At 67.9% G+C, this 15058-nt stretch carries 17 protein-coding genes; 9 read left to right on the top strand and 8 right to left on the bottom strand.

Annotation, left to right across the window (positions count from 1 at the left end; translation table 11 throughout):
- Complete coding sequence (locus E0H45_RS30025) at positions 1–873, bottom strand: aminoglycoside phosphotransferase family protein (RefSeq protein WP_131343430.1); 873 nt, start codon at positions 871–873, stop codon at positions 1–3.
- Positions 874–914: 41 nt separating this feature from the next.
- Entirely contained in the window at positions 915–1355 is a 441-nt protein-coding gene (locus E0H45_RS30020) for a MarR family winged helix-turn-helix transcriptional regulator (protein WP_131343428.1), read from the bottom strand.
- A gap of 82 nt (positions 1356–1437) precedes the next feature.
- Here E0H45_RS30020 and E0H45_RS30015 point away from each other — a divergent pair, with 82 nt between their 5' ends.
- Entirely contained in the window at positions 1438–2802 is a 1365-nt protein-coding gene (locus tag E0H45_RS30015; RefSeq protein WP_131343426.1) for an FAD-dependent oxidoreductase, read from the top strand.
- On the opposite strand, the gene E0H45_RS30010 is transcribed toward E0H45_RS30015, so the two are convergent.
- Entirely contained in the window at positions 2803–3261 is a 459-nt protein-coding gene (locus tag E0H45_RS30010) for a MarR family winged helix-turn-helix transcriptional regulator (protein ID WP_131343961.1), read from the bottom strand.
- 148 nt (positions 3262–3409) lie between these two features.
- Between E0H45_RS30010 and E0H45_RS30005 the strand changes: the two genes are divergently transcribed.
- Positions 3410–3979: a YceI family protein gene (locus tag E0H45_RS30005; protein WP_131343424.1), complete on the top strand. Its 570-nt coding sequence runs from the start codon at positions 3410–3412 to the stop codon at positions 3977–3979.
- 27 nt (positions 3980–4006) lie between these two features.
- On the opposite strand, the gene E0H45_RS30000 is transcribed toward E0H45_RS30005, so the two are convergent.
- Positions 4007–5575 carry an alpha-amylase family glycosyl hydrolase gene (locus E0H45_RS30000; protein ID WP_131343422.1) on the bottom strand — a complete coding sequence of 523 codons (1569 nt, stop codon included), beginning with the start codon at positions 5573–5575 and terminating at the stop codon, positions 4007–4009.
- An 11-nt stretch (positions 5576–5586) separates the two neighbouring features.
- Positions 5587–6312, bottom strand: a complete 726-nt coding sequence (locus tag E0H45_RS29995) for a sulfite exporter TauE/SafE family protein (RefSeq protein WP_165546635.1) — start codon at positions 6310–6312, stop codon at positions 5587–5589.
- 63 nt (positions 6313–6375) lie between these two features.
- Between E0H45_RS29995 and E0H45_RS42620 the strand changes: the two genes are divergently transcribed.
- Positions 6376–7002: a Crp/Fnr family transcriptional regulator gene (locus tag E0H45_RS42620; RefSeq protein ID WP_165546634.1), complete on the top strand. Its 627-nt coding sequence runs from the start codon at positions 6376–6378 to the stop codon at positions 7000–7002.
- Here E0H45_RS42620 and E0H45_RS29985 read toward each other — a convergent pair.
- A complete protein-coding gene (locus E0H45_RS29985) occupies positions 6995–7594 on the bottom strand; it encodes a TetR/AcrR family transcriptional regulator (protein WP_131343418.1) in 600 nt (199 codons plus the stop codon). The genes E0H45_RS42620 and E0H45_RS29985 overlap by 8 nt on opposite strands.
- A gap of 74 nt (positions 7595–7668) precedes the next feature.
- Between E0H45_RS29985 and E0H45_RS29980 the strand changes: the two genes are divergently transcribed.
- From E0H45_RS29980 to E0H45_RS29970, 3 genes are read left to right on the top strand one after another with little or no spacing between them, the layout of a single operon-like run.
- The gene (locus E0H45_RS29980) at positions 7669–8814 is read left to right on the top strand and encodes an acyl-CoA dehydrogenase family protein (protein ID WP_131343416.1); all 1146 of its coding nucleotides are present in this window, start codon (positions 7669–7671) and stop codon (positions 8812–8814) included.
- 24 nt (positions 8815–8838) lie between these two features.
- Positions 8839–10059 (top strand): acetyl-CoA C-acetyltransferase, encoded by a 1221-nt coding sequence (locus E0H45_RS29975; RefSeq protein ID WP_131343414.1) that lies wholly within the window; start codon positions 8839–8841, stop codon positions 10057–10059.
- Positions 10059–10811, top strand: a complete 753-nt coding sequence (locus E0H45_RS29970; RefSeq protein WP_131343412.1) for an SDR family oxidoreductase — start codon at positions 10059–10061, stop codon at positions 10809–10811. The genes E0H45_RS29975 and E0H45_RS29970 overlap by 1 nt, the downstream gene beginning before the upstream one ends.
- Here E0H45_RS29970 and E0H45_RS29965 read toward each other — a convergent pair.
- A complete protein-coding gene (locus E0H45_RS29965) occupies positions 10808–11383 on the bottom strand; it encodes a TIGR03086 family metal-binding protein (protein ID WP_238155374.1) in 576 nt (191 codons plus the stop codon). The two genes, E0H45_RS29970 and E0H45_RS29965, sit on opposite strands and share 4 nt — an antisense overlap.
- A 54-nt stretch (positions 11384–11437) precedes the next feature.
- Between E0H45_RS29965 and E0H45_RS29960 the strand changes: the two genes are divergently transcribed.
- Complete coding sequence (locus E0H45_RS29960) at positions 11438–12409, top strand: helix-turn-helix transcriptional regulator (RefSeq protein ID WP_131343410.1); 972 nt, start codon at positions 11438–11440, stop codon at positions 12407–12409.
- Here the strand turns inward: E0H45_RS29960 and E0H45_RS29955 are convergent.
- A complete protein-coding gene (locus E0H45_RS29955; RefSeq protein WP_238155373.1) occupies positions 12400–12930 on the bottom strand; it encodes a hypothetical protein in 531 nt (176 codons plus the stop codon). The two genes, E0H45_RS29960 and E0H45_RS29955, sit on opposite strands and share 10 nt — an antisense overlap.
- Positions 12931–13177: 247 nt before the next feature.
- Between E0H45_RS29955 and E0H45_RS29950 the strand changes: the two genes are divergently transcribed.
- Positions 13178–14080, top strand: a complete 903-nt coding sequence (locus E0H45_RS29950) for a GNAT family N-acetyltransferase (protein ID WP_131343408.1) — start codon at positions 13178–13180, stop codon at positions 14078–14080.
- Between the two features lie 91 nt (positions 14081–14171).
- Entirely contained in the window at positions 14172–15056 is an 885-nt protein-coding gene (locus tag E0H45_RS29945) for a GNAT family N-acetyltransferase (protein ID WP_131343406.1), read from the top strand.
- The last annotated feature ends 2 nt before the right edge of the window (positions 15057–15058 follow it).

Here is a 15058-nt window from a genome sequence, read left to right as displayed (position 1 = left end):
CTAGGCCGTTTGAGTCTGGTAGTCGGTCAAAACGTTGTTGATGACTTGGAGGTCTTCAGTGATGAGGGCCTTCCAGAGGGCCCAGCCGCGGGCGCGGGCCCACGTGCCCGAGTCGTGACCGGCAGCGTCACGGAACGCAGCGCGGGACGAGCCGGAGAAGAACGTGTAGGCGATGACCAGGTCGCAGGCGGGGTCGCCGACACCCGACGTACCGAAGTCGATCACGGCGGACAGCCGGCCGTCCCGGACCAGGAGGTTGCCGTGCGCGATATCGCCGTGGAACCACACCGGCGGCCGATCCCATGACGCCGCCAGCGCCGCATCCCACACCTCACGCGCAAGATCGGTGTCGATCCGACCCTTCAGTACGGCGAGGGCCTCGAGCGTCTCGTCGTGGTAGTACTCCGGCGGCGCGCCCCGATGGAAGCTGTGCGCACCGGCGAGTGGTCCACCGGTCGCGTCGACGTCCTGCAAGGCCAGGATGAACGCTGCGATCGACCGTGCGAACTCGTCCAGATCGGCAATGCTCTCGACCGATGCGGTCTCGCCCGGGATCCACCGCCGGATCGCCCAGGGGTGCGGATACCCCTCACCGGGCGCGCCCTTGGCCACCGCCTCGGGAATCTCGACCGGTAGCTGCGGGCCGAGAACCGGCAGCCACTGGTGTTCCTTGTCGACAGCGGCCACGTAGCTCGAGTGCGTCGGCAGCCGCGCGGTCAGCCCCGAGCCGAGCCGGTACGTCCGGTTGTCCCAGCCGTCGACCTTGACCGGGGTCACCGGCAGGTCGGCCCACTGCGGGAACTGCTGCGCGAGGAGTCGCCGTACCAGCTCTGCGTCGATGCCGGCCCGGCCGTCCTGGTGTAAATCCGTCACGCCCAGAAGGTTCCCGGAGCGCGGCGGCGACCTCAAACGCTTTAGCTGTCGGCTTCAGCGATCGAGTCGGCGAGGAACTCCGAGATCGTCTTCAGCTCCTCGACGGAGCGGGTCGCCAGTACGGCGTGCATCCGCTCGCCCTGTTCGGCGTACAGGGGCACGAGCTTGTCCTGGATCGCCTCCATCGACGGCGTGACGACCACCTTGCGCCGGTCGCGGGGATCTGGCCGGCGGGTGACGAAGCCGTGCGACTCGAGCCGGTCGACGACGCCGGTCACCGTGCCCGACGTCAGGCCCGTGTGTTCGGCGAGCTGGCGCGGCGTCAGCGGGCCGTACGTCTGCAGCAGCGTCATGAACTGGGAGTCGCTCGCGCCGAGTCCGACCTTCCCCGACACGGCGTGGTTGTACAGCACCACCTCGGCGATGAATCGGATCAGCCGCTGCTGGATCTCGCCGGTGAGCTCTTCGCGAGTACTGGTCATGGTCCGCCTCAGCATAGGGCTTGCATTTCTCTCGGATCTCCAAGATACTCGGATTATCAAGATACTTGAAGGGACGAGAGATATGAAGGTGCTGGTAATCGGCGGCGGGACCGGCGGCCTCGCGTTGGCGCACGGGCTGCAGCGGGCCGGGATCGAGGTGTCGGTGTTCGAGCGCGACGCGTTGCGGACCGACGGCCTGCACGGCTACCGGGTCGGCATCGACCCGGACGGCAGCCGGGCGCTGCATGCGCTGCTGCCGGAGGAGCTGTATGACACGTTCGTGGCCACGAAAGCGCGTGACCCGAAGTACTTCAACATGCTGACCGAGGATCTGAAGGAACTCCTCTCGCTGGAGCTGCCGGAGTCGACCGACCCCGTGGAGAGTGAGAAGTCGATCAGCCGGATGACCCTGCGTCAGGTGCTGCTGACCGGCCTCGACGGCGTCGTGGAGTTCGGCAAGGAGTTCACCCGCTTCGAACAGCACGGAGACCAGGTGACGGCGTACTTCGCCGACGGTACGAGCGCCACCGGCGATCTCCTGGTCGCCGCCGACGGTTCAGGATCCCGGGTACGTCGCCAGTACCTGCCGCAGGCGAAGACCGAGGAGACCGGGATCGTGGCGATCGCCGGCAAGCTGCCGATCACCGAGGAGAGCGCGAAACTCGTGCCGCCGAAGGTGTTCGAGGGGATTTCGCTGGTCAATGCGCCGCGTGGGTTCGCCTGCATCCTGCATGTGATGGAGTTCCAGTGGGACCACGACGGGAACGTCAAGGACGGGATCGGCGGCAACACCGAGGAGCTGATCCGGCACTGGCCGGGACTGCAGTTCGACAACACCCGCGACTACATCAACTGGGGATTGTCGGCGGCCAAGGACAAGCTCCCCGCCAACATCATGGAGTTGCGCGGCCAGGAGTTGATCGACGCGGCGTTGGCGCTGACGCCCGGGTGGCATCCGAACCTGCGCCGGCTGTTCGAACTCACCGACCCCGGCACGTGCTTCCCGGTCAGCATCTGGACCTCGGTCCCGATCGAGCCCTGGGAGAGTACGAACGTCACTCTGCTCGGTGACGCGATCCACACCATGACGCCGGGCCGCGGTGTCGGCGCGAACACCGCACTGCGCGACGCGGTGAACCTGTGCCGGAAGCTGATCGACGTCCGCGACGGCACGCAAGAACTCGTTCCGGCCGTGCATGACTACGAGGCGCGCATGATCGAGTACGGCTTCGATGCGGTCCTCAAGTCGCGCGCGCAGATGACGTCCGGCGATCCGGTGCACAAGCCTGGGATCGGCCGGCTGGCGCTGGCGGGCATGCGTACGGCGATGCGCACGGTCAACCACCTGCCACCGGCCAAGCGGCGGATGCGCGACCAGATGATGACCTACCGCGGCGCCAACCGCGACGAGCTGACCCTGGAGATCACACCCGCCCCGCAGCCCTGACTAACGCTGGCCGATGTGCTCGGAGACGGAGTCGAAGACACGGCCGACGGCGGCGAAGTCCTCGGGGCTCGCGAGGTCGACCAGGTTCTCCCGGACGCCGTCGACGTGGTACGGCGCGGCCTGCTCGAGCAGGGCGAACCCGGCGTCGGTCAGCTCGGCCCAGACGCCGCGCTTGTCGCTTGTGCACGACGTACGGCGGACCAGTTCGGCAGCCTCGAGGCGGCCGACGGTGTGTGTCAGGCGGGACCGGCTCTGGTGCAGCCGGTCGGCCAGGTCGGCCATCCGGAGCCGCCGGTCGGGCGCCTCGGAGAGCCGGACCAGGATCTCGTAGTCGTTGATGCCGAGGCCGAACTGGCGCAGGTCGTCGTCGAGCTTGGCCATCAGGCGTGCGGTGCCCAGCAGGTACGCGCGCCACGCGACCTGCTGCTCGGCGTTGAGCCACCGAGTCCCCCGGTCCATCTCAGTCTCCATCGTCACGGGAACAGTGTAGCGGGAATGTAGTTGACATTTAAACCGTTGATCCCTACTGTCGTAGTCATCGGTTGAAGTTTTAACTATAACGGCTGCGTCGCCCCCGACCAGTACGACCCCTTCCCGAGAGGACCCCATGAGCGACACCACCACCGGCACCCCGACCAGCACCATCCCCGGCCTGGTCGCCGGCACGTACGCCCTCGACACCGCGCACAGCGAGGTCGGCTTCACCGTCCGGCACCTGATGACCAAGGTCCGCGGCACCTTCCAGGAGTTCAGCGGCGAGATCGTCGTCAAGGACAGCATCGAGGACTCCACCACCAACGTCGCGATCGAGCTGGCGTCGGTGCACACCCGCAGCGAGCAGCGCGACGGTCACCTGCGCTCCGGCGACTTCTTCGACGCCGAGAACAGCCCGAAGATGACCTTCGTCAGCACCGCGATCAAGCCCGAGGGTGACGACTACGTCCTGGCCGGCGAGCTGACCATCAAGGACGTCACCAAGGCGATCGAGCTCGCGGTCGAGTTCCTCGGTGTCGACCAGAACGCGTACGGCCAGACCATCATCGGTTTCGAGGCCTCCGCGTCGATCAGCCGCAAGGAGTGGGGCATCGACTTCAACGTGCCGCTCGAGGGCGGCAAGCTGCTGATCGGTGACAAGGTGGACATCCACCTCGACATCCAGGCCGCACTGCAGGCCTGATCCAGGCACTCCGCACGGCCCCGCACCTCACGAGGTGCGGGGCCTTTGGTCTGTGACCACGATTCCTTCGTTCGGGCGCAGGCTGTTGACCGAGGCGTCTGCCGGCGGATGGGTCGATAGCAGGATCCGGGCAGTTGTGGGCAGCGTGATCGGCTGACTGCTGCTGGAGAAGTTCAGGGCGACCAGTACGACGTTGTCGCTGGTGCGGCGTTCGAAGACCAGGACTTCGTCCGAGACCGACACTGTTCCGTAGGAGCCGGATCGGAGTGCCGTCGACGTCTGCCTGAGCTGCAGGAGCGAGCGATAGAGCGTCAGCATCGAGTTGTCCGAGGTCTGCTGCGATGCGACGTCAGTACCCGACGGATGGGGCTCAGTCGGTAGCCAGGGCGTCACGTGCTCAGGGCAGAAGCCCACGTGCGGCGTGGGCGCCCAGCGCATCGGCGTACGTTGCGGGTCTCGGCCCATCGCGTGGTCCGGTAGCCGACGTGCCAGCGGGTCCTGGAGTTGTGACTCGGGGATCGCGATGTCGCACATGCCGAGCTCTTCGCCGTAGTACAGGATCGGGGTGCCACGCAGGGTGAGCAGCAGCATGGCCGCGATCCGGGCCTGGGCCGGGCCGATTCGGGTGGCAATCCGGCTCCGGTCGTGATTGCCCGTCGTCCAGTTCGGCCAGGCGTCTGCGGGGAGGCATCGCTCGTACTCCTCGACCAGACCGGCGATCGCGACCGGAGTCCAGGGGGTCGAGAGCAGGTGGGTGTTCGATGGAAGGTGGATGCCTGCGCGGTGGTAGCGCGCCAGTTTGTCGAAGGGTAGATACAGCTCGGCCGTGAGTACATGCTCAGCCAGGACTGCTCGTAGTTCGGTGATGACGTCCACGATGTCGGGCTGGTCGGTGGAGTGGACAGGCAGGAGTGAGAGGTACGGGTCGGTTCCCGGCTGCCAGTCCGGGTTCACCGGGTTGTCGCGCCAGCCCGGGTCCATCAGCAGTTGCCGGAACGCGTCGATGCGGAACCCGTCGACACCACGCTGCAACCAGGTGCGAAGTACGTCGTACTGCGCTTTGCGGACTGCTGGATTGCGCCAGTTGAGGTCCGGCTGCTCGGGGAGGTAGGCGTGGTAGTAGTACTCGCCGCGGTTGGCATCGAAGGTCCAGGCTGAGCCGCCGAAGAGCGACAGCCAGTTGTTCGGCGGGCCGCCGTCGGGCGCGGGGGAGCGCCAGTAGTACCAGTCGGTGTGATCACGGCTGGAGCGCGATGCCTCGAACCAGGGGTGCCGGTGGGACGTGTGGTTCGGGATGAAGTCGACGAGGACCCGGAGCCCGTGCCGGTGCGCGGTCTCGATGAGTTCGACGGCGTCGGCGACGGACCCGAACAGCGGGTCGACGCCGGTGTGGTCGGTCACGTCGTAGCCGAAGTCCTCCATCGGCGACGGGTAGAACGGGGAGAGCCAGATCGCGGAGACGCCGAGGTCGGCCAGGTAGCCGAGGCGGGCGGTGATTCCGGCGAGGTCGCCGATGCCGTCATTGTTGCTGTCGGCAAATGAGCGCGGGTAGATCTGGTAGATCGCGCCGGTCTGCCACCACGGTTGGTCGGTCATGAGCACCTGTTTCATTGGAAGGCTGCAGCAACCGTGGCTGCGGCAGTAAGTGCGAGCAGGGTGAGCAGTGCGGTCTCGTAGCGGGCCGGTGTGAGGAGTCGGAAGACGAGCTTGCCGAGGGCCCAACCACACACGCCTGCGCCGATCAGGACCGGGACGCCGGGCGGTGGGTGCCAGGTGCCGGTCAGGCCGAGCAGTGCGAGCGAAAGGGGCAGCCGGATCAGGTTGGCGGCAACGATGGTGTCGCGGATCGTCCTGGCGTCGTCGTGACGGTGCATCAGGTAGAGAAGCAGCGGTGGACCACCTGCCGTTGTCGCCGCGGTCAGGGCGCCCCAGGTGAATCCTGCTGCCGAGCCCAGCCAGCGGCTGTTCACAACGACCCGGCGCCGCCGTAGGCGGTGGATGATCGCTACGACGACGCTGGCTGCGATGGCCACCTGCAGCGCCTTTGTGGGCAGCCGTGCCAGCAGCACTGTGCCGACGGCCAGACCGGGGACTGCGGAGAGGCAGACGACGCGCAGGTCGGCCAGCGCCGGCTGCGGGCGACCGCGATTGCCGAACAGCGTCAGGCTGTCGACGACGGCACCGACGATGGTGATGGTGGTGACTGCCTGCACCGGTCCGAGCAGTGTGGACAACGCGGGAGCGCTCAGCAGGGCGAAGCCGAAGCCCGTGCTCGACTGCAGGCCGGCGCTGACCACGAGCACAACGGCGATCACTGCGAGGGATTGCTGCACGCAGAGGACGGTAGGAAAGACGCGGCAGGCCGTCTGTATCGGTTGATACATCAGAATGGGGCTGTGACCGACTACCGGTTGGCTGACGTTCCGTTGTTCGCGGCGCTCGCTCCCGAGGTATGTCGTGAGCTCGAACGGCTGAGCAGCGTCCGGCAGGTCCCGCGGGGGACCGTCCTGGCTGTCGAGGGCGAGCCGGTCGAACGCCTCTTCGTCGTACATGCCGGCCGCGTCGCGGCCTATCGGCACGCCGAGTCGGGCCGTCAGGCCCACATCCGCACCGACGAGGCGCCGGTGGTGATCGACAAGGCCACTGCGATCGCCGGAGACTCCCATTTGTTCACCTGGACGGTCTTGGCGGATGCGGTCGTGCGCAACCTTCCACGCGAGGTCTTCGGGGAGTTGCTGCAGACCGAGGCGTCGGTTGCGCTGCAGGCCGCGCGGCACCTGGCGACCCAGGCCAATCAAGCGCGTGCCGACTACCTGACCGCGGCGACGGACAGCGCGCAAAGGCGGGTTCTGCAACGGCTGCGGTCGCTGTCCGATCGCTCTGGGACCGTACGGCTCCCGGACGGGCAGGCGGGGTTGGCGGATGAGCTCGGGCTTACGCGGGTGACCGTCAGTCGGGCGCTACATCAGCTGATCGACGACCGCCAGATCAGCATGCGTGGACGGACTATCCGGCTTAGCTGAGCACCATGCGGTGGGCGAGGTCTGCGTAGAGCTTGCCCAGGGCGGCTGGGTCGCCGCGGTGGGGTGTGTACCAGCGGGCTACGTCGATGGACAGCGAGAGTACGGCGAGGGTTGTGCCGGGCAGGTCGGGGACGGCGAAGGTGCCGTCCTGTACGCCGTCTGCCAGCACCTGCTCGATCTGGGCGGAGATGGCGCGGCGGATCGTCGCGACCTCGGCCAGGTGTTCGGGGCTCAACGCTGCCAGCTCGTACTGGACGACGCGCGCGATCGTGTGGTGTTGCGCGTGCCAGGCGGTGAAGGCGGCGACCAGCGAGCGCAGCCGGTCGGCGGGGGTCGGGCCGGTGTCGGCGGAACGCAGTACGTCCAGGGCTGCGTTGTGGCCGTACAGGCTGATCTCGAAGAGCAGGCGCTCCTTGGACGGGTAGTGCACGTACAGGGCAGCCGGGCTCATCCCGGCGCGGGATGCGATGTCGCGGGTCGTCGTGGCCTGGTAACCGCGTTCCGCGAACGCGTCGACGGCGCCGGTGAGCAGCCGGCGGGCTGCGGCCGGCTGAACGTGCTCCCACACGAGGGGATCGGTGACTGCGGACACGTTGACACCTTGCACCAAACGCGTGAAGCTAAGCAAGCGCTTAGCCAGAGATCTCAGACCTTGGGGAGGCCTAGATGGATCGCGTCATCTTCAACGAGGACCACCACGCATTCCGGGCCAGTGCGAAGGAGTACTGCGACCGTTCGCTGGTGCCGCGGATGGAGCAGTTCCTCGAAGAGAAGACGATCGACCGCGCCGCCTGGCTGGAGGCCGGTAAGCAGGGCTTCCTCGGGCTGGACGTGCCGGAGGAGTACGGCGGTTCGAGCGTCGGCGACTACCGGTTCAACCAGGTCTTCGCCGAGGAGGTCTCGAAGGTCTCCGCATCGCTGTCGAGCTGCTTCGGCATCCACTACGACTGCGCCGCGCCGTACTTCGTCGACCTCGGCACCGAGGAGCAGAAGCAGCGCTGGCTGCCCAAGTTCTGCTCCGGTGAGTACGTCGCCGCGATCGGGATGACCGAGCCGTCGGGCGGCTCCGACCTCGCCGCGTTGAAGACGACCGCGAAGAAGGCCGACGGCGGCTGGGTGCTGAACGGCTCGAAGACCTTCATCACGAACGGCGACATGGCCGACCTCGTCATCGTCGCCGCCCGGACCGACCCGTCGAAGGGCGCGAAGGGCATCACGCTGTTCGTGGTCGAGGAGGGAATGCAGGGCTTCGCCCGCGGCCGGAAGCTCGACAAGGTCGGCCAGACCGAGTCCGGTACGTCGGAACTGTTCTTCGAGGACCTGTTCGTCGGCGACGACAACGTGCTCGGTGAGCTCGATCGCGGCTTCATCCACATGATGGAGCGCCTGGCCCAGGAGCGGATCGGCGCCGCCGTGTCGAACATCGCCCACGCGACCCAGATCCTCGACGAGACGATCGAGTACGTGAAGCAGCGCAAGGCGTTCGGGCAGTCCGTCGGCTCGTTCCAGTACAACAAGTTCCTGATCGCCGAGCTCGTCACCAAGGTCGAGGTCACGCAGGCGTACGTCGACAACGGCGTGGTGGCGCACGACGAGGACCGGCTGTCCGCGGTGGATGCCGCCAAGGCCAAGTGGTGGAGCGCCCACGTGCAGAACGAAGTCCTGGACGCGTGTGTCCAGTTGCACGGCGGGTACGGCTACATGAACGAGTACCGGGTCGCCCGCGCCTGGCGCGACGCCCGAGTGACGAAGATCTGGGCCGGCTCGAACGAGATCATGAAGGAACTCATCGGCCGCGACTTGGGCCTGTGAACTGGCCTCTAGGAAGGACCTGCAATGCCTGAAGCAGTCATCGTGTCCACGGCCCGCTCGCCGATCGGCCGTGCGCACAAGGGGTCGCTGACCACGATCCGGCCGGACGACCTCGCCGTACAGATGATCAAGGCGGCGGTCGACAAGGTCGGGCTGACCGGTGACCAGATCGAGGACCTGGCGCTCGGCTGCGCGGAGCCGCACGACGAGCACGGCGGCAACATGGCCCGTCGCGTCGCGGTCCAGCTCGGCTGGGACAACACGCCGGCGACCACGGTCAACCGGTTCTGCGCGTCGTCGACGCAGACCGCGCGGATGGCGTACCACGCGATCAAGTCCGGTGAGGGCGACATCTTCGTCAGCGCCGGCGTCGAGTGCGTCTCGCGGTACAAGAACTTCGGCTCGGCCGGGGTCGGCGACCCGAGCTCGTTCAACGAGGTCTTCACCGACGCGGTCGCGCGGACCGAGAAGTACGCCGAGACCAACGACACCTGGCACGACCCGCGCGCGGACGGGCTGATCCCGGACATCTACATCTCGATGGGCCAGACCGCCGAGAACGTGGCGACGCTGCGGGGCATCAGCCGCGCGGACCAGGACGTCTTCGGTGTCCGCTCGCAGAACCTGGCCGAGAAGGCGATCAACAACGGCTTCTTCGAGCGCGAGATCACGCCGGTGACGCTGCCCGACGGGACCGTGGTGAGCAAGGACGACGGGCCGCGGGCCGGTACGACGCTGGAGAAGGTCAGCCAGCTGAAGCCGGTGTTCCGCCCCGACGGCACCGTGACGGCCGGCAACTGCTGCCCGCTGAATGACGGCGCCGCCGCGGTCGTGATCATGAGCGACACCAAGGCGCGCGAGCTCGGCCTGACGCCGCTGGCGCGGATCGTGTCGACCGGTGTCAGCGGCCTGTCGCCGGAGATCATGGGCCTCGGTCCGGTCGAGGCGTCGAAGCAGGCGCTGGCGCGGGCCGGGATGAGCATCGGCGACATCGACCTGGTCGAGATCAACGAGGCGTTCGCGGTCCAGGTGATCGGGTCGGCGCGTGAGCTCGGCATCGACGAGGACAAGCTGAACGTGCACGGCGGCGCGATCGCGCTCGGCCACCCGTTCGGCTCGACCGGTGCGCGGATCATGACCACGCTGGTCAACGGCCTGCAGTTCGAGGACAAGCAGTTCGGTCTCGAGACGATGTGCGTCGGCGGCGGCCAGGGGATGGCGATCGTTCTCGAGCGCCTCAGCTGATGGCGCTCGACGGCCGGACAGCAATCGTCACCGGAGCCTCCCGCGGTATCGGGCTGGCGATCGCGCAGCGCCTGGTGGCCGATGGCGCTCGCGTCGTCATCACCGGCCGGACCCAGGAGACTCTCGACCAGGCGGTCGAGACCCTGGGCGGCCGGAAGCACGCGCTGGCCGTGGCCGGCAAGGCGGCCGACCCGACGCACCGGGGCGCTGTCGTGGCGGCAGCGGTGGCGACGTACGGATCGGTGGATCTGCTGGTCAACAACGCCGGCATCAACCCGATCTACGGGAAGCTGCTGGACGTCGACCAGACGGTCGCGGCCAAGATGGTGGACACCAACGTGCTGGCCACGATCGCCTGGGTGAAGGCCTGCCGGGACGCCTGGATGCGCGCCCACGGCGGGGCCGTGGTCAACCTGTCCTCGGTAGCTGGTCTGGGGCCCTCGCCGGGCATCGGGTGGTACGGCGCGACCAAGGCGATGCTGTCCCGGGTCACACAGGAGCTGGCCGTCGAGCTGGCTCCGGAGATCCGGGTGAACGCCGTGGCCCCGGCGGTGGTGAAGACCAAGTTCGCCGGAGCCCTCTACGAAGGGCGCGAGGACAAGGTGGCGTCGACGTACCCCCTGCGTCGGTTGGGCCGGCCGGAGGACGTCGCCTCGCTGGTGTGGTTCCTGCTGTCCGACGAGGCGTCGTGGATCACCGGCCAGACCATCACGATCGACGGCGGCCTGATGCTGAACGGCGGGATCGCCTAGGGCTGGCGACCCTGCCAAGCCGCCAGCTGGTCGTACGGCGACGCGTCGGCGGGCACCTGTACTACCGGGCCGAACGGCACGTGTCCGCCGCGCTGCTCGGCTGGAACGGCCTTGCGCACCATCGGAAGCACCTGTGTCGCCAGAGCGTCGTCCAGCTGGTCCAGACGCCCAGTGGCCTTCGCCAGGTCCCAGGAGTGCGTGGTGAGCTCACCTGTGTACGCAGCGATCGCGGCTGCGCCGGGCAGAGTGCCCCACGGCAGCTTGCAGGTCTGACCGAGTACGGCGTCGTCGGTCACGGTGTCGTCCAGGGACACCCGGCGTTCCTTCCATGCGGCCGGTACGTCGTCGACACCAGTTGTCACCACCGGAATCGTCAGCGGATCGCCGCCACGCAGCGCCAGGTCGATACGGGCGATGACGGTCAGCAGATGGCCGAGCAGCGTGCGTACGTCGTACTCGTCGCACGGGGTCGGTAGGTCGAGGCTGTCAGGTCCCGTGGCGGTGACGAGCTGCTGCGTCTGATCGAGTGCACGGACGAACAGCGGTCGGGGGTCGTTCACAACGTTGGTCATGGAGACAGCTTCGCGGGCTATATACGACATCTTCTGTCCCATATTATTGGCGGTATGCGAGCGGACCGGTTGTTGCAGATCATCCTGTTGCTGCAGCGGCATGAGCGGTTGAGTGCGCGGGACCTTGCTGAGCGGCTGGAGGTGTCGTCGCGGACAGTTATGCGTGACATGGAGGCGTTGTCCGCGGCCGGCGTACCCGTGTACTCCGAGCGGGGGCGCAACGGGGGTTGTGTGTTGCTGCCGGGGTACCGCGCCGATGTGAGTGAGTTGACGCCGCGGGAGGCGCAGGCGTTGTTCGCGTGGTCTGGGCGGGCGGCGTTGTCGGAGGAGCTCGGGCTGCAGGATGCGCTGCACTCGGCGATGGGGAAGCTGTCCGCGACGTTGCCGGTGGAGCTGCAGGGGGACGCGGACGCGTTGTCCGGTGCGATCGTCGTGGACCGGCGGCGGTGGTTCGCGGAGGCGGAGGACACCGGTGCGTTGCCCGTACTGCGGCAGGCGGTCGTCAAACGGCGACGGGTGCGACTGCGGTACGCGTCGGCGAGTGAGGGCGTCCAGCAACGAACTGTGGACCCGTGGGGGCTCGTCGAGCAGGCGGGTCGGTGGTACCTGGTGGCAGCGCATCGTGGGGCAGCGCGGATGTACCGGGTGTCTCGGGTCGAGCAGGCCGACGTACTCGAAGAGGCGGCGGAGCGGCCCGACGGGCTGGACGTCCGTGCCGAGTGGGAGCGGCTGCGGTCCGGACTCGAGCGGCAGGCACCTGTCGGGGTCGACGTACTGGTCCGGGTACGGCCGGAGAAGGTGGAGCTGATCCGGCGGATCGCCTCGCCGATGCTCACCAAAGGGGAGGTTGCGCGCGACGTGCCGTCCGACGACGAGTGGCCGCACCTGCGGCTGCACTTCCGGGTCCGGGAGGCCGCGTGCGGCGTACTGCTCGGATTCGCAGGCGACCTGGAGGTCCTCGGACCCGACGACCTGCGGGCGCGGATGCTGGAGCTGGCCCAGGCCGCGCTGGCGACCTACGGCTGACGGGTGGCCACGAACGTCTGGCGCAGAATGACGTTGCCTTCGGCATCGAGGTCCTCGTTGCGCCAGTGGAAGCCGGTCGCGGTGATGCCGGTGAATTCCCAGCGGGTGTTGGCGATCTGTGACTCGAGGGTGATGGTGTCCGCGGTCGCACGCGCGATGAACGGCATCACGAACGCCGCCTTCGGGCCCATCCAGGTCGAGCGGAACGCCTGCAGTTCCGGATCGTAGATGCGAACCGACAGCCCCCACTCGCCGTCGCCGTCGGTGGCTCGCGCGGCCCGGCTCGGCGTGATCCAGACGTCCGCGACCGCGCGGCCGTCGAGCGCCCAGGCGAAGTGCCACTCACCCTTCGTCTGCCGGGTGATCGCGCCGCTGTCGTCGTACCAGGCGACGTCGAGGTCCCAGCTGCCGATCAGCGGTGCGAACGGGCGGAACGCGTCGGCGAACTCCGGGCGCGGGTTGTCGGCGACCATCAGGCCGGCGAGGGTGCGGGCGGCTGCCGCTCCGTCGGTCATCTGCATGGTGGCTGTTTACGCCTGACGCCTACGAGAGGTCAAGGCTAAATGCGGACGCCCCGCCGCCGGTGACCCCGTCGCGTGGAACCACGATGGCACTTCCGGCGGTCGGGGCGATCAGTCCGACAGCACCGCGCCACTTTAGTACGAGTCCGCTACACAGCCGAATCACAGGACTCTCGTCGCCGTTGCGATCGCGTTGCGCCTTGTTAATGCGTGGCGTGGGTAAGGCAGGCTGGCTAGGGTCCGGGGCATGAGGACCCGGGCGGTGGTACGGCAGGCCGTGGCAGACGACGCTGAGGCAGTGGCAGCGGTACGACGGGTGGTAGCGCCGTACAAGGTCATGTCGCCCGCGGCGACGCGGCACATGCTCACGGTTCAGTTGCCCGGGGAGCGGTTCCTGCCGCTGGTCGCCGAACGTGACGGCGAGATCGTGGCCTGGGCGTCGGCCGGCCTGAACGTCTGGACGAGCGATCCGGGCCAGGCCCACTTGAGCATCTTCGTGCATCCCCAGCATCGCAAGCAGGGCATCGGCAGCGAGCTCGCCGAGCGACTGCACCAGCACCTCACCGAGGTCGGCGCGGTCCGGGTGCGGACGTTCGTGCAGCCCGACGGCCTCGAGTTCGCCCGCAACCTCGGGTACGACGGAACGCGTCAGATGCACTTCTCCGGCGTCGAGCTGACGTCGTTGCCCGAGCAGCCGGAGACGCCCGAGGGGATCGAGCTCGTCGCCTTCGACACCGTGGACCCGCAGGCGGCGTACACGGCAGACAGCATCGCCTCGCTCGACGAGCCGAGTGACTCGCCGCTGGACTCGGTCGACTACGACCAGTGGCTGGAGGAGATCTGGAACGGGCCGGCGATGGACAAGTCGCTCAGTGTCGCGGCGATGGCCGGCGACGAGATGGCGTCGTTCACCGTGGTCGAGACGCACGGTGACCGGATGTGGTCGGGCATGACCGGCACGATTCCGGGGTACCGCGGGAAAGGGCTGGCGAAGCTGGTGAAGTCGGTCGCTCTCCGGCGCGCGGCGGCCGCCGGGGTCGCTGAGGCGTACACGTCCAACGATGACGAGAACGGCCCGATGCTTGCCATCAACAACTGGCTCGGGTACCGGCGGGTGCAGACCGAGCTGGGTCTGCTCAGAACCCTCTGAGACGGAGCTGTGATCCGTTTCCTTCCGGTATGCACCTGAGAAAACGTTACCTTCCGGGGGACTTCGTCGTTGGAGTTCCCAAGGAGATCGGATGGAGATCAGGGCAGCGGGTCCGGGGGATGTCGACGCAGCGGTGGCGATGCACGATGCGCTCGTCCCGTATCTGGTGATCACGCGCAGTGCACTGACCCGTCGGCTGGCGACGCCGGCCGACGTCGGGCGCGGGTCGTTCGTGGCGGTGGACGACGGTGGCCTGGTGGGCTGGGCGTCGAGCGGACTGATCGGCGGATCGGATCCGCTGGACGGCGAGCTGCGGTTGCTGGTCCGGCCGGAATACCGCGGCCAGGGGATCGGCACGCGGCTGCTCGAGGAGATTCACGCCGACCTGCGGGCGGCGGGAGCCACGTCGGCGCGGGTGTTCGCCGACCCGGGCAGTGTGGACTGGGCGGCGCGGTTCGGTTACCGGCAGACCCGGCAGGTGCACTACGCGGGCATCGATCCGCGCAAGGCGCCGGACCTTCCCGAGGTCCCGAGCGAGGTGGAGCTGGTCCCGTTCACCGAGGTCGATCCGCGGTTGCTGCACGCCGCCGACGAGGTTGCCCAGCGCACCAAGCCGGGCGACGCGAAGATCTCCTCCCAGCCGTACGACGGATGGCTCGCCGATATCTGGAACTCACCGGACCTGATGCGCGCCATGGGCGTCGCCGTCAGGCACGAGGGCCGGATCATCGCGTTCACCCGTAACCACGGCGACGGCACCAAGATCTGGTCGAGGATGACGTCCACCCTGCCGGAGTACCGCGGCCGCGGCCTCGCCAAGCTGGTCAAGGCCGCCGCGCTGCACCGCGCCGCCGAGGCCGGTGTCACGGCCGCTTACACGGCGAACTACGACGGCAACACCCCGATGCTTGCCGTCAACGAATGGCTCGGCTACCACCGCATCGCCACCCACGCAGTCCTGATCTGCCCGCTCTGAAA

It is taken from the genome of Kribbella soli, assembly GCF_004331345.1.
GTDB classification, from domain to species: domain Bacteria; phylum Actinomycetota; class Actinomycetes; order Propionibacteriales; family Kribbellaceae; genus Kribbella; species Kribbella soli.
This window is presented reverse-complemented; position numbering and strand designations above follow the sequence as displayed.